A 24,215-nucleotide genomic window follows, 5' to 3' on the forward strand; every position below is an offset into this window, starting at 1 on the left:
TGTCGCATGATAAGGGGTGAGCGCAGCCAGGCAGCGCATGAGTTCTAAAGCCAGACGGGTGCGATCGAGGGCAGCGCAGAGCGCAAGTCGGGCCTTGATGTGGCGCGGCTCGTAAGCGGGCCCGAGTGCCCCGCCACGGTGCGATGAACCCTCCTGCTCGAGAATCCAGGATGCGCAGCCGTGACGGTTCAGGCTAACGTGTCGTTTGATCGGGGGATCGGCACGTGCGAGGGCTGCGTCGAACTCGTCCACATCGCGCGGCCAGTCCTGGCGGATAGCACGCGCGAGATCTGCTGCCAGTTTCGCCGCGCGCGGGTCGCGTAGGCGCCGCATGGGGACAGGCGGGGACAGCGTCGGGATCGCAGGGTTGAAATAGTCCGGTTGAGGCAGGCCGAGGCGCGCGGCCATCGCGATGTGATTGCGCTCGGTACGTCCGCTGGACAAATGCGGGGTCAGCATCCCGCCGCTGAAGGACCGGCGCGACACGGCGATATGGATGTGGTCACAATTTCCGTCGCGGTGGCGCACGGCGATCCAAGCGGTTCTGAGTGGATCGATACCCATCAGCTGCAACTGGAAGGTCGCGATCATGTGCCACTGGGTACGGCTTGCCTGGACCCCTTCAGGCAGAGACAGCGTGATATGCAGGTAACTCGCACCAGCTGAGATACGCTCGAACCGTTGGCGCAAATCATGGCGCCCGGTCCCGAGGACGGTGCCGCCGATCAGCTCCGAGCCATCACGCAGGTCATAGCCATCAATGAACTTTGCGGTGTCGTGGCGAACAGTGTATGCGCGCATCAGCGATCCTCCCGACGTATCAGGAAAATGATCTCGTCAATCTGTCGGGCAATATGACCGAGGCGTTGTCCGGAGGTGTGATCAAGCTGATTGAGGGCAAGGCCGATGCGCCCAACCAACTCCGCCAAGTCTTCACCGCATTGATTTTTCAAAGCGGCTTCACGCAGATACCGTGCCCGGGTTCCTCCGCCTGCGACCTTGATCCGACGGTCGAGTTCCCGGGCCTCAGCTACAGTAAGGCGCACCTTGGCAACTATCGTGCGGTGTTCCGATGCGTTGATATGGTCAGGCATGTTACTCATCAGGGTGATCTTCTCCGTTCGCAGAGAACCTGCGTTTCGGCCGACTGGCTGTGGACATGGATGTTTATCGGATGGGCTGAGCGTCGCGCGCGTCAGAACCTAAAGAAGGAGGGCCCGCTTTGGTTTGTGTCGTGCGGGCGCGGCCGCGTGTGTCGTGGGGGATCATCAGGGTGTGGTGTGGCGGTTGCTGTCATGTGCTCATGTTAGCAGCTGCGATGACGCTGTGAGAGCTTAAATTCCCGTCGCCTCTGCGAACTATGTGGAAAACTACGCCTGTTCTCCTGATAAATCTCTTCTTGAAAAATTATATGCGCCGTGAGGTGTCGCTCGGCGACGGCTATCGCGGCAGAAACGTTGCTATCAGAAAAACCAGCCCTCGAAATTACGGATTTTCGAGGGCCGGTTTGACAGGGTAAACTTTGCGGTGTTCAGCACAGCTGAGAGTTACTAGGGATCGGTACATGCCTCTCCGCTAGAACTGTAGTGCGCTGCCCGCCGGCGAATGAGTTGCCATGCAGGACGGCCTATCGCCAAACCACTGCGCCAGAGCCTTGGCGTTCATCTCCCGGCATTGCACCAGGTCGTTCGAGATCTTCACTAGACTGTCTTTTCTGGATCCAAGCAGCGCATATGCCTTGCGTTCGGCCTGAGCCAGCTTCACCCGGACCCTCTGCTTCTCCTCCTGGGACAGTCTCTGCATGTTGGCAGGGGGAGGGCCCTCGGGCGGGCAATCACGAGCCGAAGCATTCGATATGTCGAAAATGATTTTCTGAACTTGATGTGACCATCCGCGCCATTCGTCATCATGTTCGGCAGGCGCGCCAGGCATTGATTTCGCAGCGCGTCAGAACAATCGCGGCAGCTTCGCGACCACGCCACTCATCACGGTCATCGACGTGGCGACATCATATTGCTCGTCATGCACGTCACCGCCGCTGTGTCCGACAAGGTCACGGCGCTGCTTCTCGCTGACCTCGGGCAACTCCTTCAGGTGGGCGATGGCATAATGGCGGAACGAGTGGAAGCAGAGCTCCTTCGGGTTGCCGTCCAGCTGCAGCACCAGCGCCTTCGCCCAGTTGTAATAGATCTTGTCTCCGAAGGACTGGCTCTCATTTGTCGCGATCAACTCGGGGAAGAGGGCCGAGGCGCCACGCTGACGCATCTCTTCAACATGTCTGAGAAAGCCCAGCTCCATCAGGTGCTCGTGAATGGGAACCAGGCGCTCCGAGCTGAAGGTCTTGACCCCGCGGTGCATGTTGTCCCGGATGTGGTAGCAGGGAATGCCGTCGACGGACACGACATCACGGGGTTCCAGTCCGAGAACCTCTTCCCGCCGGGCGCCGCTGTAGCCAGCCAGGATCGGCCCCCAGTAGAGTCCATCCGCCTTTATGATGTTGCCGCGCTCATGTCGCCGCGACGTTGACCTACACCCAGTCCAGATCGGATGTCGGAAGACCTGCTGAAGTTCCGGCAAGGTAAAAGCTTCGCGCTTGTCGCGGTTGCGCTTTTCCTCTCGGACGCGGAGCAGGCCGAGTTCGATCGTGTTGGAAATCGGGATGCTTTCGCTCTTGGCGAACTGGAAGATGAGCTTGAACCGGTCCAGGTGGCCGTTGATCGTTCGGGGCGAGAGGCCGACCTTCTTTTCGGGAAGATCCTCGGCGCGTGCCAGAAGCTCATCGATAGTTCTCTCCGCGTCCTTCGGGCTTTTCCCGTAGCTCGTCGGAAGGCGTTGCAGGACCGACTTGTAGAACTTGAGATGGCCCTGCGTGATTTCTCGTACGTCGGTGATGCCCGTGGCCTTGATGAAGAGACGCGCCTGTGATGCAAGCTGCTTTCTGGTGTCTTCCTTGATATGATCGCGATCCCTTTCAGCATTGATGCGCTCAACGAGTGCGACAATGTCCGGATCGAAACTGAATGCGGGCCTTTGGGTAGGGATTTGAGGCGGGACAGGTGCTTCGATCAGTGTGGTTTCCCCGGAGATGTGAAGGGGCTCTCGGGGTTGGGTGTTCTCGGCAGGCGCGCCGTCGAGGATTTCCCGCGCAAGGGCGCGTGCTTGTTCAAGGCTCGGATCTTCTCGACTTTCAGATGCGGACCAAGCCGCGGCCTTTCCGGCCAGCAGCAGTTGCCGTAGACAGAGAACCGTCTCGGCCGCAGGGTTCAAGGTCTCGCCTGTTGCCGTATGAATGCTGTCCCGGGCGGCGCGAAGCATCTTGTTGACGCCTGCTTCGGACAGCACATCGCGCGACAGAACGCCAAGCATGGTCTCCAGAGACGCGATGTCCGCCTCGTTCGAACCCTCGTTAAGTACGGCACGTCGGTCCTGAGCAGAAAGCTCCGGATGCAGTCCCTTGCTCGCCAGGTGAGACCAGGCGCGCGCCGTCGCCCAATCGAGACGCTGGTCTTCCTCGGATAAGCCCACCGGGTCCATCCGGCTGATCATGCGCTGGCGCTCGATGCGGTCAAGCTCGCTGCGCACAACCGAGGTCAGCCAGGCCTTGGCCTGGGCGGGGGTCAGCTTTTTATCGGTGATTGCATCCAGCATCCGGTCGCACTCGTAGTTCAATCTGCGTGCGATGATACACGCGATCGACCGGTCCGTGGTGCGCAGAGACAGCTGCCAATGTCGGGTTTTTGTGGAAAACTCAGGCACGCGCCGACGCCAACTCCAGGTGGAGCCGCGTTGCAGGAGGTAAGGGGTGGTTGCCAAGATGCGGCCTCCAGGCTTGGAGACGAGCGACCCGCATTGCAGGAACTTGTGCTACAGTGCTGTGTGGCACTGTATTTGCCAAATTCAGCCTATTCCTTGATTATCAAGAACTTAGGTGGCGAATTGGCTCCGGCGGTAGGGATCGAACCTACGACCAATTGATTAACAGTCAACTGCTCTACCGCTGAGCTACGCCGGAGTGTGAGCGCTCGTATAACGATGTCATGTGAGCGCGTCCAGCGGAAATTTTGATGGTTTTGTTTTCCGAGGTCGGCAATACTCGGTGCGCCTTAGGCTCAGTGCTTTGACAACGGATGCGGTCCGGCAAGAATGGTTGGACCTCTACATTTTTGAAAGCATCAAGGAGGTCAGCGGATTGGGGGGCTTAAATTCTTGCTCAGCCTACGAACGAAGCTTGTGACCATTCGGGACAGCCCTCGGATCTCTTACGGATGGCGCACGCTGGGCAAGTGTTGAGTGATCGGTTTTGGCTTTTGGTCGATTGCGGCCATGTATACGGCGTCTGAATCGCAGCTTTGCTGCGCGCCTTGATGATTTTCGCAGTCACTTTGGTCGCAATCCATGCCTCGCGCTCGCAGGTGCTCAGGTGCGAACAAAGGGCCGGCGCACGGGTTGCTCGGGAACTCAATGCCCTCATCTGGACATCGAGCCCGACAAACCGGAGCAGAACGCGTTCATCGAGCCGATTAACGGCAGCCCTCGCGATGAGCTTCTCATCAACGAGGAGATCTTCGACAGCTTGGACGAGGCACGGCGAAAGCTGACCCTCTGTCGCTACGACTACAATACGGTCCGGCCGCATTCATGTCTGGTCAACCAGACACCGCAGCAAGCGCGCCGGATGCTTGTGCAATTTGATGGCTCCGCGCCCGGCGCGATTGCACCAGACGACGAACCCGAATACCCAAATCGAACCTGCAGACTCTCGTTATGAATAAGGGATCGGCAGTATGGCAGATCACGATGCCGAAAGCGGGCGCCATCTACTCCATCCATGCTCGTCGTTGTAGCTACAAGGCGTGCGCTGTCGCGGCGATCACGTGACGCGCTTGTCCGTTGGTGCATCCTGCCAAGCCTGAGAAAGGCCCCCCGAATAAAACCGCAGGCTAGAACAGCTATAAGTGGCGCTGGGGGACATTAGCATATTGGAAAGTACGTTTGCAGAAACTTCGGTAGGTTTGCGGTCTGATCGGCTTTTGTCCGCCAGAGTCACCTCAGTTTAACGGAAAAGAAATCGAATTGGGTGATGTTTGTTCCAAACGAATTGGAGAGTCACCATGTTCTTAAAGTCTTGGTTCCGGAACATGCCAGTAAAACGAAAGATCCTGCTTCCTGGGATGGCTGGCCTGCTGATGATGATTGGCGTGATCACCACGTTCTGGGCTCAACGTCTGTCCACTGCGCTGCATACCGCGTTTGAGGAGCAGGTTGAGCTCACGGAAACCTACATCGCCGCCCCCCTGGCAACTGCTGCCTGGAACTATAATGGAGAGCTGGCGAATACCACGCTCGCATCGCTCTCTGATCGTGAGACCTTCGTCTTTGCGCGTGTCGTGAGCAGCGGTGATGTGCTCGCGGAGGCCTTCAAGGGCGACGAGATGCTGGAGGAGTGGGCCGCGAAAGCGGACGCTCTTCTCGAGGCCGAAGAATTCCGCATGGAAGATGGTGACTTTACATATTTCCGGACCCCACTCCTGTTTGAGGGTGAGGAAGCAGGAAACATGGTTTGGGCGCTCGATACTTCGATCATCAACGAACAGATCTTGCATGCGAATACCGTGGCCGCTGGTTTGGGCTTCGGCATATTTGCTGCGTTTTCGGTGATTTTCTACATGATTGCTGTCGCAGTATCGCGCCCCATCAGTGATGTGATCACCCATATCGATGCATTGCAGCATGGAGATACCTCTCGCGAGATTCCGGAAGCAAATCGCCGTGATGAAATCGGCGCTCTTGGCAAAGCGCTTGTCGATTTTCGCGATACAACGGCCGAGCAGCAACGCATGGAAGAGGAAAAGCGCAAGCAGGACGCGGCTCAAAAACATGTTGTCACGGTACTGGGTGGCGCGCTTGACAATCTGTCGACTGGTGATCTGACGGTCAAGATCGACGAGGACTTCCCGGATGACTACGAGAAGCTCCGTCAAGACTTCAACGCGCTTGTAAGTCGTCTATTCGACACGGTGTCAGCGGTTGTCGATGCGGCAGATAGTATTCAAAACGGATCGACTGAGATCAGTTCTGCTTCTGATGACTTGGCGCGTCGGACCGAAAGCCAAGCTGCAACACTGGAAGAGACCGCTGCTGCGCTTGATGAACTGACCGCCTCTGTGCGTCAGGCTGCAGAAGGTGCCGGAAGTGTTTCTAACACCATGGAAGAGGCCAAGGCTGAAGCGGTTAATAGCGGAACGGTTGTTAACAGCGCGGTGTCCGCGATGACCGAGATTGAACAATCTTCGAGCCACATTTCGCAGATCATCGGAGTGATTGACGACATTGCATTCCAGACCAACCTGCTTGCTTTGAATGCTGGTGTTGAGGCCGCTCGAGCGGGAGAAGCTGGTCGAGGCTTTGCCGTTGTTGCATCCGAAGTGCGCGCGCTGGCGCAACGGTCCTCTGGCGCTGCAATGGAGATCAAAACATTGATCGGTGACAGCTCCAAGCAAGTGGAGCGTGGTGTCGATCTGGTTGGCAAGGCCGGCGAAGCGCTTCATAATATTGTGGAACGCGTGACACAGATTTCGGGCCTGATTTCCGATATCGCCCAAGGCGCCAGTGAACAGTCTGCAGGTCTCGGCGATATCAATGGAGGCATGGTTGAGCTGGATCAAGTCACTCAGCAGAACGCCGCAATGGTTGAGGAAGCGACGGCTGCAAGCCACATGCTGAAGGCCAACGCAACAAACCTTGCTGAAATGGTGGCTCACTTCAAACTCGGCTCGGGCACCCGAAATGTGCAGTCCATTGCGCCAGCAGCCGAAGAGCAGAGCGTCTCTGCCCCCTCTGCTCATGGCGACGATTGGGACTACACTCCAGAGCCGACCAAGGCAGTGGTCGTTGCCGACAATGGCAACGCAGCGGCCAAGATCTGGGACGACTTCTAAAGTTCTTCCTATCAAGGTCTGCACTGAAACTGAGCTAAAAGTCTATCACTTTCATATCTGTATCCTGGCCCTCAATTGGGCCGGGATTTTGCGTTTGAACCGTACTAGCTTGTTTGGCGGCACCGAACCTTGAGCGCAGCTGTGGCGGTTTGGTGTCGCTCCTTTGATGGCACAACGTGCAGCAAAGGAGACGAGATATCGACATGGGAAGAAACGATGAATTCCGCAAGGATACGGTGCGAACTGCGCTGACCTGCGGTCTTATACGGCGTCAGGTTGCAGACGATCTGGGCGTTGCGTTTGGTTTTCGACGCGGAACAAGTGGGTGACCGCGCACCGCGGCACAGATGTGGTATCGTCCGAGGATCGCGAGCATGCACGGGAGAACGAACGGCTCCGGCGCGAGACCTGTGCCTTCAAGGAGGAAAGGGATATGGCTATCCCTTTCCGGCGCTTCCCAACGGATGCATCTTCCACCGTGATCGCGGTAGCCAGTACTCTTCGCACGGCGACCCGATGATCCTGCCCCAACATGGCTTACGGGTTTCGATGAATGGCAAAGGTAATCGTTATGACAATGCGGCCGTTGAGACGTCAGTCAAAACAACTAAGGCTGAGCTGATCTGACGACCATCATCGACACCCGACGACAGGCCGAGATGGCGATCTTTGAATCCATCAACGGCTTTTGCAATCCACACCGATGGCACTCGGCATCGGGCTGGAAATGCCCAGTCGTCTTCGAATGGAAAGTGGCTTGAACGAGCACGTGGAACGGCAGAAATACGCGACAGGTCCGGCTTGTTCAGTTCCGCCGCGCGGATTTGTTCGGTGGTTCGCCCACGGCCCGTGGAGCTGTCGCCATGTTCTCAATCGCCGGGCGCTTCCGGATGCCAGCCTATGTCGTCGGGGGAGAACTCCAAGCGGATTGAAAGCATGTGCTTTGCGCGAGAAGGGCGTAGCGTTGATCGGCGAAATACCCACATTAAACATGTGAAAAGGCCGGATTTGACTACGGTTCAGCGGAAAACCGACGTTTTAGCCAGTCCTCGAAGAGGCGACTTTCCGGTTTTTGTTGCCTCCGAGTTTTGGGTCTGGCGATGTAGTGAACGTGCGAGAATGGAACCGGGTCACCGATCATGCCGATTTGATGGTGCGCTAGGGTCGCCTGTCTGGCAAAACGTGTCAGGATCGCCGCGCATCCGGCGTTTGCCGAAACGAGCGCAAGCGCCGCCATGCTGGTATCAACCGAATACGCGGGTACCGATGTCGGTTGCTTGAGGCCGGCGGCAGCGAAACAACGCGTCCAGCAATCGTCATATCCAAGAATGGAAATGCGGGGCTGGTCCTCGAGATCCCTTGCATCGCGTATCTTGCCAAGGCGTTGAAGGCTCGCAACCGCGGTCACCGTCTCGGATGAGATAACTTCGCTTGGGCCATCATACTCATCGCTTCGTCCCAATCGCAAATCGACATCGATGTCTTCGTCGACCGCGGAACTGGCCCAGATGGTGGATACCAGCCGGACGGTGATATTGGGATACTCGGTTTTGAAATCAGGTAGGTGTTTGGCGAGCCATAGCGCCGCAGTTGAGATTGGCGCGCGCACGGTAATCAGTTGTTGCTCCTCGACGCCAAATAAATTGGTTGTCGCGGCACGAATATCCCCCAGTGCCTGGCTCACTGAGAGCAAATATGCCTCTCCCTCGGAGGTGAGTTGGAGGTGCCTGGCCTGGCGGACGAACAATTGGCGCTTCAGCGCGGCTTCGAGCGATCTGATATGCAGGCTGACCGCCGTCTGTGTCAGCCCCAACTCTTTGCCTGCCAGTGTAAAATTTTGCAGGCGAGCAGCTGTTTCAAAGGTTCTGAGCCAGACCAGATTGGGCAAACGTGAGGACATCTATCACCAAAATATTTTTGGTATAGATGCTATCTTTAATCATTTTACGCAAGTCGCGACTTGCTGCATATCTTCTATAATTCGTCATCTTTGCATGCCTTCCAGCACGTCAAAGACAACCAGAAATGCCCCGGGCGCCATGCCCAGGGTCGCGGAGGAGTCGATATGAGTTTGGATACCATGCAAAATTTGAGCCACTGGCAGGAGCGCATCGAACTTGCCGCTGCCTTTCGGTGGACCGCGCGGTTGAATATGCACGAGGCGGTCGCCAACCATTTCAGCCTTGCCGTCAACGCAGATGGCTCGCAGTTCCTGATCAATCCCAACCAGGCGCATTTCTCTCGCATCCGCGCGTCCGAGCTGTTGGAGTTGGATGCAAACGATCCTGATGTTTTGAATCGACCTGATGCACCAGATGCAACCGCTTGGGGGCTGCACGGGTCGATCCATCGGCGCTGTCCACATGCGCGCTGTGTGATGCATGCGCATTCAATCTTTTCGACCGTTCTGGCCTCGCTGGCGGACAGCAGATTGTCACCGATCGATCAGAATACGGCGACGTTCTACAACCGTGTCGTGATCGATGATCAGTTTGGTGGTCTGGCCTTTGAGGATGAGGGCGAGCGCTGTGCTGCGATGCTGACGGATCCTTCCAAGAAGGTAATGGTGATGGGCAATCACGGTGTTTTGGTCCTGGGTGACAGCGTCGGCGATGCATTCAACCGGCTCTACTATTTTGAACGTGCAGCCGAGACATATATCCGGGCCTTGCAGACAGGGCAGCCGCTGCGCCTGATCCCGCCGGAGATCGCCGAAAAGACCGCTAAGGAGTTGGAAGACTATCCCGGGCAAGCGGAGGCGCATCTCGACGCGATCCGCTCGATTCTCGATCACGAAAATTCCGACTACGCCACCTGACCCTGACTATAGAGCAAAATCATGACCCAAATCGACCTAAGCACTTCCGGTTTGACCGTGCCCCTTTCTTCAGGAGAGGTATATTTCAACTACTGCTGGCTGCGCGACGCATGCCCCAGTTGCATCGACAGCCAGACACGGGAACGGATCTTCGACGTGGCGTCTCTGCCTGACCTTCCACGCCCGCTCAGTGCGCGTTTGGAGAACGACGCACTTGTGATCGACTGGAAGACCGAAAATCAAGTTAGCCATATCCCGCTGGCATTGTTGGAAAGTTTCGCGACAAGAGGGCGCACGGAAGACCCTGCAGGTATCTCGCCCAAGCTGTGGTACTCGGACCAAGCGCCACATTTTGCCCGTGTGCCACAACATGCAGTGCTGAGTGACCCGGATGCCCGCGCGCAGCTGACGCATGCGCTTATTGAGGATGGGATTGCCATCGTGACCGACATGGCCGGCGATGATGACAGTCTGCCGCGCCTTGTAGAGATGATCGGTTCAATCACACCATCGGCCGAAGGGCTGTTCTTTGACGTGCGTGTCGAAATCGAACCCACCAATTTGGCGTTTACCGCCGGGCCGTTGGAAATGCACACTGATCTTCCCGGAGAAGAGGCCGCACCGGGCGTACAATTCCTGCATTGCATTGAAAATACTGTGGAGGGGGGGCTTTCGCTTTTTCTCGACGGCGCCGCCGTGGCAGAAGCACTGCGTGAGGAAGATCCCGAGTCCTTCCGCCTGCTGGCTGACAATAAGATCCCGTTTTTCTATCGTCACGACAACTGGGACTACCGCGCCCATCAGCGCGTGATCGAGACCGATGCCGATGGGCGTGTGACCGGTGTCACCATTTCTCAGCACTTGCAGGACGCCATGGATCTGCCGCAGGACCTTCTAGACAGCTACTATCCAGCATTTATCAAGTTTCTGAAGATGATGCAGGAAGACCGTTTTCTGGTACGCTTCCGCTCTGAGGCGGGAAATTGCGTGATTTTCGACAATCACCGCATTGTACATGGCCGCGAGGGTTATGTTGCAGACAGCGGCAAACGTCATCTGCGCGGCTGCTATACGGATCGCGGCGCGCTGCGATCAACCTATCGCGTATTGGCGAAACAAGGGTATTCGGGCCGGACCTTCAGCGAGGCGAGCCGACAAAGCGCTTGACAGCGTTACCTTCGGGCTCGGTCGGCAACCCGCCGGCGGGGCCGCGAAACGTGATATTCTGCGACCTGGATCTGCGTTCCCGGGTCTTGACCACATCCTCGCATATCGAAAGCTTCTGTTGCGCGTGAACGACAGCAGCGCATTTCACCACGCCGGATGTCCTAGGGCGCCCCCCGGGGTAAGCAACTGGAGATAATCATGAAAGTAGGGTTTATCGGCCTCGGAAATGTTGGCGGCAAGTTGGCTGGCAGCCTGATAAGAAACGGATTTGATACGGTCGTGCATGACCTCGACCGGCAAGCTGCGCAGGATTTCATCGCCAAGGGTGCCGCCTGGGCCGACACGCCTAAACAGATGGCAGAGCTGTGCGACGTGGTGATAACCTGTCTGCCATCGCCCAAGGCCTGTTCGGATGTTATGGAAGGGCACGATGGCATTCTGTTTGGCCTTTCCGCAGGGAAAGTTTGGATGGAAATGTCCACGACCGATGAGGCCGAGGTAAAGCGGATCGGTGAACTTGTGCGTGCCAAAGGGGCCTTGCCGGCGGAGTGTCCAGTTTCCGGCGGTTGCCATCGTGCGGCAACCGGCAATATTTCGATCTTCGTCGGCGGTGATCGCGAGACCTTTGAAAGGGTTCTGCCACTGACCACCACGCTGGGCCGCCGGGTATTGCACACGGGGCCGCTGGGCACAGCGTCTACCCTGAAAGTGATGACTAACTATCTGGCAACGGCCAATCTTTTGACGTGCTGCGAGGCCTTGGTCACCATGAAGGCGGCGGGCATGGATCTTGCAACTACCTATGAAGCCATTAAAATTTCTTCGGGCACCAGCTTTGTACACGAAACGGAAAGTCAGCTGATTCTCAATGGCGCGCGTGATGTGAATTTCACACTCGACCTAATCCTCAAGGATATCGGCCTGTTCCAGACCATTGCCGCGCGCAACAACGTGCCGTTGGAGTTGTCGCCAATGATCATCGACATCATGAAGGATGGCCAAGAGCGCTATGGAGAGCGCGCAAATACAGACGATATCATCCGTCGCCTTGAGGAAGCCACAGGCCTGTCGGTGCTGGCAGATGGCTTTCCGTCAGAGCTGGTCGACGATGAGCCGGAAGAGAGCGGCTACGAAGTGGTACCCCGTCGAGCTGATTAGATACAATCTCGGCCAGTCCGGTACTCTGAGGCGTCGGATATTGATCGTCCTGCAGGAATTGACAGCGAAGCGATCACGACCGGCGTCCCTCAATCATCCGGCCGTGGACGTGATAGCGCTGGGGACGCTGGTTCAAGTTCACTGGCGATTGGAGTAGGGTTTGGCCTGTTTCGGGGACGGTTTCATGATGGTGATCCACCTCGGCGGCAATGCCACTGCTGTGGATGCTGTCATCAATTTCTGTGGTGAATCTACACGCATCGAGACCGCTATCATTGGATCCTCGATCCAATGATTAAACTATTTCCAATGCCTTGTGTGGGAATTGGCTCCGGCGGTAGGGATCGAACCTACGACCAATTGATTAACAGTCAACTGCTCTACCGCTGAGCTACGCCGGAGTGTGGCGCTCGTATAACGGGGACGTTTTCGGGCGTCCAGAGCGAAAACGTCCCCAAGATAAAAAAATCAACTTTTGATGGCGAAGGTTGCTGTTTCGGACAGTTCGTTGATCGGGTGGACCGCGCCGCGCTGTGTAAGATCCACCAGATGAGAAAGCACATTGCGTTCGGCTGCAGGAAGCAAAGCAGCCGGCGTGTCAGTGTAGATCGCAAGGGTGAGGTCGGCAGCCGTGCAGGGGGCCTCGCGCAACCGGTCAAGGATGGCGGTCTCGCGTTGTCGGCGATGGGTGATGAGCCAGTCGAGGCGGTCATGTGGATCGAGAATTGGCGCTCCGTGCCCCGGCAGGAATTGCGACCACTCTCGCTGTTGTAGTTTGTGGCAGGACAACATGAAATCCGTCAGATCTCCGTCCGGTGGCGACACCAGAGAGCTGGCCCAGCCCATGACATGGTCGCCCGAGAACAGGATGTCACCAAGCGCAAAACACAGGTGATTGCCGATGTGACCCGGGGTGTGGATCGCCTCCAATTGCCAGTCCGGCCCTGTCAGCATCGCGCCGTCAGCAAGGCGGTGGTCGCAGTCAAAGGCCTGATCTATCCCTTCACCGCCGCCTGCCAGCCCGCGCGCGGCCAGATCCTGCATGATCGCACTGCGTCCCGCATCCGCGGTGCCAAAGGCGAAAACAGGCGCTCCAGTCTTGGCACGCAGCTGTGCCGCGAGGGGGGAGTGATCCAGATGGCTGTGCGTCACCAGGATATGCGAAATGCGCCGTCGCGGCCCGCAGGCGGAGAGGATCGCCGAGAGATGCGCCTCTGAGGCGGGGCCCGGGTCAATCACGGCCAGAGCGTCTTCGCCAATCAGGTAGGTATTGGTGCCTCGGAACGTCATCGGCGAGGGATTGGGGGCAAGAATGCGGGTAACACCCGGAGCGATTGTTTCTGGTAAACCGGGTTTTGGGTTGAACCCATCTTTGGCTTGCGATCTGCTCATGACGTTCCTCCTCGAGGGGCGCTGTTCTGTCTTATCTGCTCTGCTCTAGGCTTAGTCATGAAGCTCTTTCGTCTCAAACACTATATGCCCAAGCTTCCTACGGGGATTTATGGCCGTGCTGCACTGATCCTGCTGATGCCAGTGGTGGTGTTGCAGCTCGTGGTGTCCTTCGCCTTTATCCGGCGCGATCTTGAGGACATTACAAAGCAGATGTCGCAGACCATGGTGCGGGAGTTCCTGCTGATAGAGGATCAGATCCAGCTCTCAGCGACGCAGGAAGAGGCGTTGACGCGCCTGACGCCAGTGCTGGCGCCGCTGAATGTCGGGCTGCGGTTTCTGGACCCGACGGAGGCAGTGCCGGGTGATGAAATCCCATTTGAGGATTTCTCGGGCCGGGTCGTGCGGGAGGCCTTCACTATCGGCTTGCCCCGGTTCCAGTCGATCCAGCTGCCGCGGTCGCGGCCGGTCCGCATGGTCATGGAGAGCGACCTTGGAATGGTGGAGCTTGAATTCAGCCGGCGCCGCGTGACGGCCGCCGCGCCGCACCAGTTGATCGTCACCATGGCGGTCTTTGGGTTCATGCTGGTGATTATCGCAATGGCATATATGCGTAACCAGCTGCGCCCCATCAAGCGGCTGGCCGATGCGGCGCAGGCCTTTGGTGTGGGCCGTATGATCCCCTATCAACCGCGCGGCGCCACCGAGGTGCGGGCCGCGGGCGCGGCTTTCATCGACATGCGGGCGCGGATTGATCGGCAAATCGAGCAGCGGACGCTGATGCTGTCCGGGGTCAGCCATGATCTGCGGACTCCTCTGACCCGGCTGAAGCTCAGTCTTGCCATGCTGGATGAGGAGGAGGCAGAGCCAATGCTGCAGGACGTGAAGGAGATGGAGGATATGGTGGACGCCTTCCTCGACTTCTCACGCGGGGTGACGACCAGTGCTATGGAAGAAACCGATCCCTGCGCGCTGGTTGAGGAAGCGGTGCAAAGCTGGACCCGGCAGGGAAAGACCGTGCATCTGGTCGAGGCTGTGGGAAATCGTATGATCCCCCTGCGCGCGGCTGCTGTGCGCAGGGCGGTGGACAACCTGATCTCTAACGCTGTGCGCTACGGCACGCGGGCGCGGATCTCGGTGGCTGTTCTGCAGAAATCCCTGCGCATCCGGGTGGAGGACGATGGTCCCGGTATCCCTGCCGAGCTGCGCGGTGACGCAATTCGCCCCTTTACCCGGCTCGATCCTTCTCGCAATCAGGATCGTGGCACAGGTGTGGGGCTCGGTCTGGCAATCGTGGCGGATATCGCGCGCGCCCATGGTGGAACGCTGCGTCTGGGCACTAGCGAAGAGCTGGGCGGACTGCAGGCGGACATCGTGATCGCGCTTTGATCGCGCCACCTCAGACAGTGGCCAGTTGTGTCGCAGGGCGCAACGCATGAATGCCGGATGACACTGGAAGGAGCGGTGGTGGGAGATCAGAGATTCGAACTCTGGACCAAAGCGTTATGAGCGCTCTGCTCTAACCGCTGAGCTAATCTCCCACAGGCTGGTTTATAGAGTTGTTCCACAGGCCTCGCAATCCGTCCCGTGCAAGAAATTTGCCGCACTTGCGCTTCTGCACTCAGGCCCGCCGGCACTCTGTCCGCGCCGTCCTTGGGTCCAGGGGGCAGGTCGCGCGCTTGTGTCGTATGCGGGGCTATCCGGTGACGGCATGGAGGTGCGGGGCAGGGCCCTTGCGGTGGATGTCGTCGAGGCGCGCAACGATCCCGTCGATCACCAGATCCCGACGCCTGTCGACACCATGGCGCGACGGGTAGACGGCAAAAATGTCCTTTTGCGGCGCCGACCAACCGGGCAGAACTTGCTCAAACACTCCCTCGGCCAGCATGTCCTGAACAAAGAACAGCGGCACCCTGGAATAGCCCGCCCCGTTCGTAACCGCATGCTGGATCAGATCCGGGTCATCGGCGGTAAAGCCGACGCGAACCGGCGCAAGGACTTCGGTGCCGTCGCGGGTCAGCGGAAAGAACCCTTTGGTCTGTTCTTCATGGTGCTGGATGAATTTGAGACGCTTCAGATCTTCCGGGTGCTCGGGCCTGCCCATGCTGTCCAGATAGGCGGGTGTCGCCAGCAAGACGGTTTCCATTGTGGCAATGCGACGGCCAACGCCATCTGTCTCTCCAAGCCGTCCGGTGCGGATGGCAAGGTCGTAATTCTCTCGCACCACGTCCACCAGCCGGTCCTCAACGCGGACAATGATGTTCAGGTCGTCATGATCCCGATCCAGGTCGAGCAGCATCGGACCGATCAAATGGCGCCCGAGGAAACTGTTCACACTCACCCGGAAGTCACCGGAAAAACTGTCGTTCAGCTGATCAAGCTCGGCAGTCATCCGGTCAAATCCGCTCAGCAACCCTTGGGCGTGAGCATAGATCAGCTCGCCGGATCGCGTCGCCCGCACCCCTTGTGCTGTGCGGTGCAGCAGCTGATGACCGATCAGGCTTTCCAGCTGCTTGATCTGCTGGCTGATGGCGGATTGCGTCATGTCACGGCGTTGCGCGGCCCGGTTCAGGCTGCCTTCGTCGAGGGCCACAATCAGCGTTTCCAGAAGCGACAAACGATCCATGAATTTCCCTATCAGAGATGCTAATATCCCCTATTAGATGATGCTGGCTGTGGGGCACCAGTAAAAACGCCTATTTCCCAATCATGCGCAATCAGCGCCAATCAGGATATCGGAGCCACTTATGACTTTTTCTCGCCGAACGTTGTTGAAAACCCTTGGTGTTGGCACCGCATCGCTGGCGCTGCCGACGCTTTCCACAATGGCGCAGGCCGCTCCAGCCGGACCGGCGCCTGTCTTGCATCAGTTCGGCTTGGGGGATGCCACGATCACGGCGTTGCTTGACGGTCATCTTCCGGTGCCGGCCACGATGTTCACCGGATATGATGCGGCGCGTGCGCAAGAGACCCTGGAGGGCAGCTTCTATCGCGAAGGCGCTCAAGGGCTGGAGATCCCGGTGAACGGCTATCTGGTCGAGCGCGGCGGAAAATATACGCTGGTCGATACAGGCACAGCACAGCTGATGGGCCCGGATCTCGGTGGTCTGATGGCGGCGTTGGCAGCGACCGGAGTCGGTGCCGGCGATATCTCGACGATCCTGCTGACCCATATGCATCCTGACCATGCCGGCGGTCTGCTCGCAGCGGACGGCAGTGCTGCCTTCCCCAATGCAGAGCTGGTGGTCGCCGAGACCGAATGGGACTTTTGGTACGATGATGCGATCATGGCATCGGTCGACGAGGGCAGCCGTGGGTTCTTCCAGATGGCACGCGATGCGGTGGCACCCTATGCGGACCGGAAAAAGCCGTTCACGGGCGAGGTCGAGGTTGCGCCCGGCTTTACCGCCATGCCGTTGCCGGGGCACACGCCGGGGCACAGCGGCTTCATGCTGGACGCGGGTGACGAACAATTGCTGATCTGGGGCGATGTGGTTCACAGCACCGCATTGCAGTTCGCCAATCCGGACTGGACCATTCCCTTTGACACCGATCAGCCGTTGGCGGCCCAGACCCGCAAGGCGATGTTTGATCGGGCTGCGGCCGACCAGCTTCTGGTGACAGGCATGCATCTGGATTTCCCCGGTTTGGGGCGGGTGGTGCGGGATGGTGCGGCCTATGCCTTCCATCAGGCGCCGTGGCAGTTCGGGCTCTGATCCGACGTCCTGATCGCTGTAGTTTGCAGTGATCGATCAAATACCCCTCCCATTGTGCAGATTTGTGCAGGGGGAGGGGTGCATTCCCTAGTTTCCTTCACCCGCCCTATAGGCTAAATGCTCGTCAACCATTGCGAAGGAGCCAAGCGATGACCAGCGGCAAGAACGGGTTGACCTATGCGGATGCAGGGGTGGACATTGATGCGGGCAACGAACTTGTGGACCGGATCAAACCGGCTGCAAAACGGACCAACCGTCCCGGAGTGATGAGCGGTCTGGGTGGATTTGGCGCGCTGTTCGATCTCAAGGCCGCCGGATACGAGGATCCGATCCTTGTGGGCGCCACCGACGGGGTGGGCACCAAGTTGCGCATCGCCATCGACACCGGCCATGTGGACGGCGTCGGCATCGACCTTGTTGCCATGTGCGTCAATGATCTGGTGTGTCAGGGCGCGGAGCCGCTGTTCTTCCTCGACTATTTTGCAACCGGCAAGCTGGAAACAGATGTTGCGGCGCGAATCATCGAAGGCATCGCAGAGGGCTGCGTGCGGTCAGGCTGTGCGTTGATTGGCGGCGAGACCGCCGAGATGCCGGGCATGTACCCCAAGGGTGATTTCGATCTGGCAGGCTTTGCCGTCGGCGCGATGGAGCGCGGCAGCGCGCTGCCAGTTGGTGTCGAAGCAGGCGATGTGCTGCTTGGTCTTGGCTCCGACGGGGTGCATTCCAACGGTTACTCGCTGGTGCGCCAGATCGTGAAATACTCCGGCCTTGGCTGGGACGCGGACAGCCCGTTTGGCGAGGGCAAGTTGGGCGAGGCGCTGCTGGCCCCGACGCGGCTGTATGTCAAACAATCACTCTCCGCGGTGCGTGCTGGTGGCGTGAATGCCTTGGCGCATATCACCGGCGGTGGCCTGACCGAGAATTTGCCGCGCGTCCTGCCTGAGGGGCTTGGTGCCGACATCGATCTCGGTGCGTGGGAGCTTCCCGATGTCTTCAAGTGGCTTGCGGAAACGGGCGGCATCGAAGAATCCGAGATGCTGAAGACCTTCAACTGCGGCATCGGCATGATCCTCGTCGTCAAGGCGGACCGAGCAGAAGCGCTGACTGAGCTACTGGCGGGAGAGAGCGAGCGCGTTTCCCGTCTGGGCACCGTGACCGCGGAAGAGGGCGTGCGCTATACAGGCGGGCTGCTGTGAGCGACAAAAAGACCGTCGCCATTCTGATTTCCGGCGGGGGCTCCAACATGGTGACCCTCGTCGACAGCATGCTGAATGATCCCGGCCACCCCGGCCGGCCTTGTCTGGTGCTATCGAACAATGCGGATGCCGGTGGTCTGACCAAGGCGGCAGAGCGGGGCGTGGCCACAGCTGTGGTTGACCACCGCCCCTTTGGTAAGGATCGGGCCGCGTTCGAGGCGGAGCTGGTCAAGCCGATCCTGAACGCGGGCGCCGATGTGGTTTGCCTGGCTGGCTTCATGCGTGTTCTGACCGCCGGCTTTGTCAGCCAGTTCGAGGGTCGGATGCTCAATATCCATCCCTCTCTGCTGCCAAAATACAAAGGGCTTCATACCCATGCCCGTGCGTTGGAGGCTGGCGATGACCGTCACGGCTGCACCGTGCATGAGGTCACGCCGCGTCTAGACGATGGTCCCCTGTTGGGACAGGCGGAAGTTCCGGTGTTGCCAGGCGATACGCCGGAGGATCTGGCGGCCCGTGTTCTGGTCCAGGAACACCGTCTCTATCCCGCAGTTCTGGCGCGCTATTTGCGCGGGGAACACGCGATGTTGCGGCTGAGCTGACACGGCACGGTGTCTTGTCGCAGACAGGTGTTTGCAACCGGTGCATCGTCGTCGTATCAACGGGGTGCCCGAGCGGTAGAAACCCTAAAAAAGACGCTATTGATGAAAACTCTTACAACCACCGACGAACTGCGAGCCTTTTGTGAAGAGGCCGCGAAGCATCCTTACGTGACGGTGGATACCGAGTTCCTGCGCGAACGGACCTATTATTCTAAACTCTGTCTGCTGCAGATCGCCTTTGCGGGTGATGGTGAAACAGATGCCGTTCTGGTGGATCCGCTATCTGCAGAATTGTCGCTGGAGCCGCTCTACGACCTGTTCCGCAATGAGAATGTGGTCAAGGTGTTTCACGCGGCGCGTCAGGATCTGGAGATTTTCTGGGTCGATGCGCAGGTGTTTCCAAAGCCGCTGTTTGACACTCAGGTCGCGGCCATGGTCTGCGGCTTTGGTGAGCAGGTGGGCTATGAAACTCTGGTGCGCAAGATCTGCAAGCAGGGTCTGGACAAGACCTCGCGCTTTACCGATTGGTCGCGCCGTCCGCTCAGCGATGCGCAAAAGACCTATGCGCTCGCGGATGTTACCCATTTGCGCCAGATCTACGAGCACCTGCGCAAGGAGCTGGACAAGACGGGGCGCAGCCATTGGGTTGCAGAAGAGCTGCAGGTGCTGACCGATCCGGCCACCTATAACGTACAGCCCAGAGAGGCGTGGCGCCGGGTCAAGACCCGCACCAACTCCGGTCGGTTCCTGGCTGTGGTGCGCGAACTGGCAGCCTTCCGCGAAGAATATGCGCAGAGCAACAACGTGCCGCGCAACCGGGTCTACAAGGATGATGCGCTGGTCGAGCTGGCCTCGACGAAGCCCAGTTCAGGGTCTGACCTGAGCGGCTCTCGTCTGTTGTTGCGTGAGGCCCGCAAGGGAGCGATTGCCGAGGGCATTCTGAAGGCCGTGGCGCGCGGCGTGAACTGCCCGCAGGACGAGATGCCGCAACCGGATCGGTCGCGCGAGAAGATGCAGATCAACGGAGCATTGGCAGATTTGTTGCGCGTTCTGCTGAAGGCCAAGACCGAGGCGTCCGGTGTCGCGGCAAAGCTGATTGCCCCCTCCTCGGACCTTGATGCGATCGCCGCGGGAGAGCGGGACGTTCCGGCGCTTCAGGGATGGCGGCATGAAGTGTTTGGTGCAGATGCGCTTCGCCTTTGCAACGGTGAAATCGCCTTGGCTGCCAAGGGACAGATGGTCAAAGTCGTCAATATCTGACGCTCGTCTCACTTTAAATCACAAAAAACGCGCCCAGTGAGGCGCGTTTTTTGTATCGAATTGTTCAGGGCTCAGCTCTGTCAGCGCCGGGTTTCGCGGGCGTTTTCCTTACCGATCACCCGCAGGACACGCACGCCTGCAAGATCCTGGTTCGACAGGCTGACAGCGGCGCGAATGGTGCGGGTCGCTGGCGTGCCACGATAGGTGGCGTTCTTGGGGTAGTTCACCCGGAAGGTATATTCCAGCCGCCCCGGTTCCTGAGTGATGCTAGGGACCAGCTGCGCGTCATAGGCGCCATTGCGGGCGGCTTCACCTTCTACCGTGAGGATTGCACCAACCGAGGTGCGCTCGATCCGCATGTCCTTGATCACCGCGATCAGCAGGCTGTTGTCGACCTCTTCATCATCGCCGCGCCCGAGCAGGTTCACTCTTTCCTCTTCCTGTGGAATCAGGGGGTTGAGGTTTTCGTCGGTCTCAACCGGGGCCTCGCGAGAGTTGCCGAACCAGTTTGTCGGGTTGACGCGGGAGTCACGCCAGCCGCCGCAGGACGACAGGGCCAATGTGCTAATCAAGAGGGCGCCGAGAGTAATACGCATGAATACCTGCCGCAGTGAGAGTTACTTGCAAATGTGACTACCCGATTGAAGCGGCGTTGAAAAGCGGTTGAAAACCCTTCGATGCTGGCCTAGGTCCGATCTGTTGCCCCTGCACAGCGAGATGAGGATTGCCATGGCCAGCGCCGCCTTTGAGGAAATCGTCGATGACTTCGAGTTTTTTGAGGATTGGGAAGACCGCTATCGCCATGTGATCGAGCAGGGCAAGGCGATGCCACCGCTGGAGGATGCGCTGAAAGTGCCCGCAACCAAGGTGGACGGCTGTGCCAGTCAGGTCTGGCTGCATCCGCAGATCAGCGATGGAAAGTTCTACTTCGATGGTGATAGCGATGCGATGATCGTGAAGGGGCTGATCGCGCTGCTGCGCAAGCTCTACAACGGGCTTACCATGGCTGAGGTTCTTGCGGTTGATGCGCGCGCCGAGATGGAGCGCCTTGGCCTGAACGATCATCTTTCCGCGCAGCGGTCCAATGGGCTGCGCGCGATGATCGAGCGTATTCGCGAAACCGCCGCCGCGCAGGTCTGATTGCCCTGGTTGCCATTGCTGCTTCTTTGGCAGGGCGTCTGTGATGCCTGCCACAGTATTTTAATCAGAAGTAGATCGCTGTGCCGCCCAGCTGGTGAGCGTGCTCTGCAGATCGCCGTATCCGGTGTGGCGATGCTGAAACGCCAGCCCCATGCGGACGGCGCAGACGCGGGCTTTCTCCACAAGCTGCGGGTCGGTGACCTGTGACTGATAGACCAGCGTCGTGTAGTTTCCGAAGATCATGTCACGCAGCTCGGGGTTCTTGTCGAGGCCCATCGGGCGCCAGATAAAGGCGTCGAACTGTTTCACCAGGAAATCGGTCAGGTAGAAGGCAGTGATCTCGCCTGCCTCTGTGCGCTCTGCAAACTGCGCATTGCCTTCGAAGAACGCATAGCAATGCGGGCCGGGGACCATCTCCACGCCCAGTTCGGCGCATTTCTGTTCCAGCAGGCCGCCGGTGCCGCAATCGGCATAGACCACGTAGATCTGGTCATAGACCGCACGATGGGTTTCTACCGCGGCCTCCACATGGGTGACGATCTGATCGGGGTAGAGGTGCAGCTTGGCCGGCAGGCAGGTCAGATCCATGTGATCGAGACCGTTGAGCGCCTTGATATCCAGGATCTCACGCGCGAGCGCGCCACAGGCGATCAGCAGGATGCGTCCAGTCTTGCGTTCTGGTGCGGCCAGGCCGTCTTCCGACAGGCTATGCGCATCCAGGGTCTTGCCACGGGGCAAGGGAAGGGCGGCCCGCTGCGTGAGCCGGGCCGCCCGGCCGCGTCGCTGGGACGCGGCAGCCATATCAGGCGGTCATAGCGTTGTGCTTGCGCGCCACGTATTCCTTGGCGGTTTCCACGGCAACGGCCGCATCGCGGCAATAGGCGTCGGCACCAATGGCCTTGCCGAACTCCTCGTTCAGCGGCGCGCCACCGACCAGCACAATGTAATCATCGCGCTTGCCCTGTTCGATCATCGTGTCGATGACGACTTTCATATAGGGCATGGTGGTGGTCAGCAGGGCGGACATGCCGAGGATGTCTGGCTGGTGTTCTTCAAGCGCCTCAAGGTAGTTTTCCACCGGGTTGTTGATGCCGATGTCGACCACCTCGAACCCGGCGCCTTCCATCATCATGGAAACGAGGTTCTTGCCGATGTCGTGAATGTCGCCTTTCACCGTGCCGATCACCATGGAACCCATGCGCGGCGCGCCGGTCTCTGCCAGCAGCGGCTTCAGGATGAACATGCCGCCCTTCATGGCGTTGGCGGCCAGCAGCACTTCAGGCACAAACAAGATACCATCGCGGAAGTCGGCGCCCACGATGGTCATGCCGCCCACGAGTGCTTCGGTGAGGATCTTGTAGGGCGCCCAGCCGCGCGACAGAAGGATATTTACCGACTCTTCGATCTCTTCCTTGAGACCGTCATAGAGGTCGTCATACATCTGTTGGACCAGTTCCTCGTCATCGAGTTCCGAGAGGATGATGTCTTCTTCTTCCGACATATCTGCATTCCTTAGCTGACGGGCGCGCCCGGTTTGGCCGTTCTTTATTGTTTTGTGACAGATGCGACGATCTGCACTGTTTCGATTGCGACACTGGTGCGTTTCGAACCGACCAAACCGATGAAAGCGATGCGATTCTAGGGGCGGTTTTGCATGATTTTGTTCGCTTATCCTTGTTTGTTCTTTATTTGTTCTGGTTCGTGTGCCATATCGACATTATGCACGACAATGGTTCCCAAAATCTCAAACGTCGCAAATCGCGCGCTGCGCTCAGCAATGCGGCAGGACGCTTCGATCTGGGGCGCGAAGAGGTCGACGACGGCTGGCATCAGGAGGAGGCTGTGACCTCCGTTGCGACAGAGATTCGCTGCGAGATGGCCCGCAGCCTGATCTCCTACAACCGCTCGCCGGATCTGCCATTCGACCGCTCGATCAATCCCTATCGGGGGTGCGAACACGGCTGCATCTATTGTTTCGCGCGACCCAGCCATGCCTATCTCGGGCTCTCACCCGGGCTTGATTTCGAAACTCGGCTTGTGGCGCGGCCGAACGCGCCGGAGGTGCTGCGCAAGGAACTGTCTGCCCGCAGCTACAAGGTCGCGACCCTGGCGATCGGCACCAACACCGATCCCTATCAACCTTGCGAGCGCGATCACGGCATCATGCGCGCCTGTCTGGAGGTGCTGCGGGAGTTCAATCACCCGGTGGCCATTGTCACCAAGGGTACTTTGATCGAGCGTGATATCGACATCCTGTCCGACATGGCCGCCCGCGGGCTGGTCCGGGTTGGCGTCTCTGTCACCACGCTGGATGCAGATCTGTCGCGCCGGATGGAGCCGCGGGTGCCGGTGCCCGCGCGCCGTTTGGCGACGATCAAACGGTTGAGTGATGCCGGCATTCCGGTGCGGATCATGACGTCACCCCTGGTGCCGGGGCTGACGGATCACGAGCTGGAGGCGTTGCTCGCTGCCGGGGTAGAGGCCGGGGCGGATGCGGCCAGCTGGATCATGCTGCGCCTTCCGCGCGAGGTGTCGGGGCTGTGGCAGGACTGGCTTCAGGAACATGAGCCCGGTCGGGCGGAGAAGGTAATGGCCCGCCTGCGCGAGATGCATGGCGGCCGTGACTATGATCCGCGTTGGGGGCAGCGCATGCGGGGCGAGGGCGAATATGCCGAGGTGATTGCGCGCCGGTTCAAACTGGCCTGTGCCCGGCTGGGGTTGGCTGAAAGGGCGGAGCCGCTGCGGAGTGATCTCTTTGCCAAACCGGCACAGGCGGGCGACCAGCTCAGCCTGTTTGGCTAGATCCGCTTTGGTGGGTCAGGCAGGCAAGA

General features: G+C 58.8%; 19 protein-coding genes, 3 tRNA genes and 3 pseudogenes. 13 read left to right on the forward strand and 12 right to left on the reverse strand.

Annotation, left to right across the window (positions count from 1 at the left end; all coding sequences use genetic code 11):
• Window positions 1-456 precede the first annotated feature (456 nt).
• The 4 genes and pseudogenes from R1T40_RS22270 to R1T40_RS04465 form a co-directional block, all read right to left on the reverse strand.
• Window positions 457-801: pseudogene (locus tag R1T40_RS22270) on the reverse strand (relaxase/mobilization nuclease domain-containing protein); the annotation flags it as partial.
• Window positions 801-1,094 carry a hypothetical protein gene (locus R1T40_RS04455; protein ID WP_317386024.1) on the reverse strand — a complete coding sequence of 98 codons (294 nt, stop codon included), beginning with the start codon at window positions 1,092-1,094 and terminating at the stop codon, window positions 801-803. The gene R1T40_RS04455 and the pseudogene R1T40_RS22270, both read right to left, overlap by 1 nt.
• A gap of 853 nt (window positions 1,095-1,947) precedes the next feature.
• Window positions 1,948-3,813 carry a site-specific integrase gene (locus R1T40_RS04460; protein ID WP_317386025.1) on the reverse strand — a complete coding sequence of 622 codons (1,866 nt, stop codon included), beginning with the start codon at window positions 3,811-3,813 and terminating at the stop codon, window positions 1,948-1,950.
• Window positions 3,814-3,937: 124 nt separating this feature from the next.
• Window positions 3,938-4,012, reverse strand: a tRNA-Asn gene (locus R1T40_RS04465).
• 465 nt (window positions 4,013-4,477) lie between these two features.
• Between R1T40_RS04465 and R1T40_RS04470 the strand changes: the two are divergent.
• From R1T40_RS04470 to R1T40_RS04480, 3 genes and pseudogenes are all read left to right on the forward strand, one after another.
• Window positions 4,478-4,768: pseudogene (locus tag R1T40_RS04470) on the forward strand (integrase core domain-containing protein); the annotation flags it as partial.
• 343 nt (window positions 4,769-5,111) lie between these two features.
• Window positions 5,112-6,938: a methyl-accepting chemotaxis protein gene (locus tag R1T40_RS04475; RefSeq protein WP_317386026.1), complete on the forward strand. Its 1,827-nt coding sequence runs from the start codon at window positions 5,112-5,114 to the stop codon at window positions 6,936-6,938.
• A 197-nt stretch (window positions 6,939-7,135) separates the two neighbouring features.
• Window positions 7,136-7,699 (forward strand): annotated as a pseudogene (locus R1T40_RS04480) (hypothetical protein).
• Between the two features lie 251 nt (window positions 7,700-7,950).
• On the opposite strand, the gene R1T40_RS04485 reads toward R1T40_RS04480, so the two are convergent.
• Window positions 7,951-8,838 (reverse strand): LysR family transcriptional regulator, encoded by an 888-nt coding sequence (locus R1T40_RS04485; protein WP_317386027.1) that lies wholly within the window; start codon window positions 8,836-8,838, stop codon window positions 7,951-7,953.
• A gap of 165 nt (window positions 8,839-9,003) precedes the next feature.
• Between R1T40_RS04485 and R1T40_RS04490 the strand changes: the two genes are divergently transcribed.
• From R1T40_RS04490 to R1T40_RS04500, 3 genes are all read left to right on the forward strand, one after another.
• Window positions 9,004-9,756, forward strand: a complete 753-nt coding sequence (locus tag R1T40_RS04490) for a class II aldolase and adducin N-terminal domain-containing protein (RefSeq protein WP_317386028.1) — start codon at window positions 9,004-9,006, stop codon at window positions 9,754-9,756.
• 21 nt (window positions 9,757-9,777) lie between these two features.
• The gene (locus R1T40_RS04495; protein WP_317386029.1) at window positions 9,778-10,923 is read left to right on the forward strand and encodes a TauD/TfdA family dioxygenase; all 1,146 of its coding nucleotides are present in this window, start codon (window positions 9,778-9,780) and stop codon (window positions 10,921-10,923) included.
• A 198-nt stretch (window positions 10,924-11,121) separates the two neighbouring features.
• On the forward strand, window positions 11,122-12,081 hold the full coding sequence (locus tag R1T40_RS04500; protein WP_317386030.1) for an NAD(P)-dependent oxidoreductase: 960 nt from the start codon (window positions 11,122-11,124) through the stop codon (window positions 12,079-12,081).
• A gap of 326 nt (window positions 12,082-12,407) precedes the next feature.
• Here R1T40_RS04500 and R1T40_RS04505 read toward each other — a convergent pair.
• A tRNA-Asn gene (locus R1T40_RS04505) sits at window positions 12,408-12,482 on the reverse strand.
• A gap of 67 nt (window positions 12,483-12,549) precedes the next feature.
• The gene (locus R1T40_RS04510) at window positions 12,550-13,473 is read right to left on the reverse strand and encodes an MBL fold metallo-hydrolase (RefSeq protein WP_317386031.1); all 924 of its coding nucleotides are present in this window, start codon (window positions 13,471-13,473) and stop codon (window positions 12,550-12,552) included.
• Window positions 13,474-13,530: 57 nt separating this feature from the next.
• On the opposite strand from R1T40_RS04510, the gene R1T40_RS04515 reads away from it, so the two are divergent.
• A complete protein-coding gene (locus tag R1T40_RS04515) occupies window positions 13,531-14,859 on the forward strand; it encodes an ATP-binding protein (protein ID WP_317386032.1) in 1,329 nt (442 codons plus the stop codon).
• 76 nt (window positions 14,860-14,935) lie between these two features.
• Here R1T40_RS04515 and R1T40_RS04520 read toward each other — a convergent pair.
• Window positions 14,936-15,011: transfer RNA gene (locus tag R1T40_RS04520), tRNA-Ile, on the reverse strand.
• Window positions 15,012-15,166: 155 nt separating this feature from the next.
• Window positions 15,167-16,096: a LysR family transcriptional regulator gene (locus R1T40_RS04525; protein ID WP_317386033.1), complete on the reverse strand. Its 930-nt coding sequence runs from the start codon at window positions 16,094-16,096 to the stop codon at window positions 15,167-15,169.
• Window positions 16,097-16,217: 121 nt separating this feature from the next.
• On the opposite strand from R1T40_RS04525, the gene rmmL reads away from it, so the two are divergent.
• The 4 genes from rmmL to rnd all read left to right on the forward strand — a co-directional run bounded on the left by rmmL (window position 16,218) and on the right by rnd (window position 20,244).
• On the forward strand, window positions 16,218-17,186 hold the full coding sequence (rmmL, locus tag R1T40_RS04530) for a quorum-quenching N-acyl-homoserine lactonase RmmL (protein WP_317386034.1): 969 nt from the start codon (window positions 16,218-16,220) through the stop codon (window positions 17,184-17,186).
• 149 nt (window positions 17,187-17,335) lie between these two features.
• A complete protein-coding gene (gene purM, locus R1T40_RS04535; RefSeq protein WP_317386035.1) occupies window positions 17,336-18,382 on the forward strand; it encodes a phosphoribosylformylglycinamidine cyclo-ligase in 1,047 nt (348 codons plus the stop codon).
• Entirely contained in the window at window positions 18,379-18,984 is a 606-nt protein-coding gene (gene purN, locus R1T40_RS04540) for a phosphoribosylglycinamide formyltransferase (protein WP_317386036.1), read from the forward strand. The genes purM and purN overlap by 4 nt, the downstream gene beginning before the upstream one ends.
• Window positions 18,985-19,086: 102 nt before the next feature.
• Window positions 19,087-20,244 carry a ribonuclease D gene (rnd, locus tag R1T40_RS04545; protein WP_106163952.1) on the forward strand — a complete coding sequence of 386 codons (1,158 nt, stop codon included), beginning with the start codon at window positions 19,087-19,089 and terminating at the stop codon, window positions 20,242-20,244.
• An 80-nt stretch (window positions 20,245-20,324) separates the two neighbouring features.
• Here rnd and R1T40_RS04550 read toward each other — a convergent pair whose 3' ends face one another.
• On the reverse strand, window positions 20,325-20,840 hold the full coding sequence (locus tag R1T40_RS04550; RefSeq protein WP_317386037.1) for a hypothetical protein: 516 nt from the start codon (window positions 20,838-20,840) through the stop codon (window positions 20,325-20,327).
• A 133-nt stretch (window positions 20,841-20,973) separates the two neighbouring features.
• Here R1T40_RS04550 and R1T40_RS04555 point away from each other — a divergent pair, with 133 nt between their 5' ends.
• On the forward strand, window positions 20,974-21,384 hold the full coding sequence (locus tag R1T40_RS04555) for a SufE family protein (protein ID WP_317386038.1): 411 nt from the start codon (window positions 20,974-20,976) through the stop codon (window positions 21,382-21,384).
• A 60-nt stretch (window positions 21,385-21,444) separates the two neighbouring features.
• Here the strand turns inward: R1T40_RS04555 and R1T40_RS04560 are convergent, their stop codons facing one another.
• Together R1T40_RS04560 and R1T40_RS04565 are read right to left on the reverse strand one after the other, a co-directional pair.
• Window positions 21,445-22,185 carry a DUF1638 domain-containing protein gene (locus R1T40_RS04560; protein WP_317386039.1) on the reverse strand — a complete coding sequence of 247 codons (741 nt, stop codon included), beginning with the start codon at window positions 22,183-22,185 and terminating at the stop codon, window positions 21,445-21,447.
• A 1-nt stretch (window position 22,186) separates the two neighbouring features.
• Entirely contained in the window at window positions 22,187-22,885 is a 699-nt protein-coding gene (locus tag R1T40_RS04565) for a corrinoid protein (protein ID WP_106163956.1), read from the reverse strand.
• Window positions 22,886-23,103: 218 nt separating this feature from the next.
• Here R1T40_RS04565 and R1T40_RS04570 point away from each other — a divergent pair, with 218 nt between their 5' ends.
• Entirely contained in the window at window positions 23,104-24,186 is a 1,083-nt protein-coding gene (locus tag R1T40_RS04570; RefSeq protein ID WP_317386040.1) for a PA0069 family radical SAM protein, read from the forward strand.
• Window positions 24,187-24,215 lie beyond the last annotated feature (29 nt).

This window comes from Tritonibacter scottomollicae, from assembly GCF_032924845.1.
GTDB lineage: Bacteria > Pseudomonadota > Alphaproteobacteria > Rhodobacterales > Rhodobacteraceae > Epibacterium > Epibacterium scottomollicae.

Coding starts and splice junctions, on each gene's coding strand:
- R1T40_RS04510 (WP_317386031.1), bottom strand. CDS start 13,473: ATGAGCAGATCGCAAGCCAAAGATGGGTTCAACCCAAAACCCGGTTTA.
- R1T40_RS04525 (WP_317386033.1), bottom strand. CDS start 16,096: ATGGATCGTTTGTCGCTTCTGGAAACGCTGATTGTGGCCCTCGACGAA.
- R1T40_RS04500 (WP_317386030.1), top strand. CDS start 11,122: ATGAAAGTAGGGTTTATCGGCCTCGGAAATGTTGGCGGCAAGTTGGCT.
- R1T40_RS04560 (WP_317386039.1), bottom strand. CDS start 22,185: ATGGCTGCCGCGTCCCAGCGACGCGGCCGGGCGGCCCGGCTCACGCAG.
- R1T40_RS04555 (WP_317386038.1), top strand. CDS start 20,974: ATGGCCAGCGCCGCCTTTGAGGAAATCGTCGATGACTTCGAGTTTTTT.
- R1T40_RS04495 (WP_317386029.1), top strand. CDS start 9,778: ATGACCCAAATCGACCTAAGCACTTCCGGTTTGACCGTGCCCCTTTCT.
- R1T40_RS04565 (WP_106163956.1), bottom strand. CDS start 22,885: ATGTCGGAAGAAGAAGACATCATCCTCTCGGAACTCGATGACGAGGAA.
- R1T40_RS04570 (WP_317386040.1), top strand. CDS start 23,104: ATGCACGACAATGGTTCCCAAAATCTCAAACGTCGCAAATCGCGCGCT.
- R1T40_RS04550 (WP_317386037.1), bottom strand. CDS start 20,840: ATGCGTATTACTCTCGGCGCCCTCTTGATTAGCACATTGGCCCTGTCG.
- R1T40_RS04485 (WP_317386027.1), bottom strand. CDS start 8,838: ATGTCCTCACGTTTGCCCAATCTGGTCTGGCTCAGAACCTTTGAAACA.
- rnd (WP_106163952.1), top strand. CDS start 19,087: ATGAAAACTCTTACAACCACCGACGAACTGCGAGCCTTTTGTGAAGAG.
- R1T40_RS04455 (WP_317386024.1), bottom strand. CDS start 1,094: ATGCCTGACCATATCAACGCATCGGAACACCGCACGATAGTTGCCAAG.
- rmmL (WP_317386034.1), top strand. CDS start 16,218: ATGACTTTTTCTCGCCGAACGTTGTTGAAAACCCTTGGTGTTGGCACC.
- R1T40_RS04475 (WP_317386026.1), top strand. CDS start 5,112: ATGTTCTTAAAGTCTTGGTTCCGGAACATGCCAGTAAAACGAAAGATC.
- R1T40_RS04515 (WP_317386032.1), top strand. CDS start 13,531: ATGAAGCTCTTTCGTCTCAAACACTATATGCCCAAGCTTCCTACGGGG.
- purM (WP_317386035.1), top strand. CDS start 17,336: ATGACCAGCGGCAAGAACGGGTTGACCTATGCGGATGCAGGGGTGGAC.
- R1T40_RS04490 (WP_317386028.1), top strand. CDS start 9,004: ATGAGTTTGGATACCATGCAAAATTTGAGCCACTGGCAGGAGCGCATC.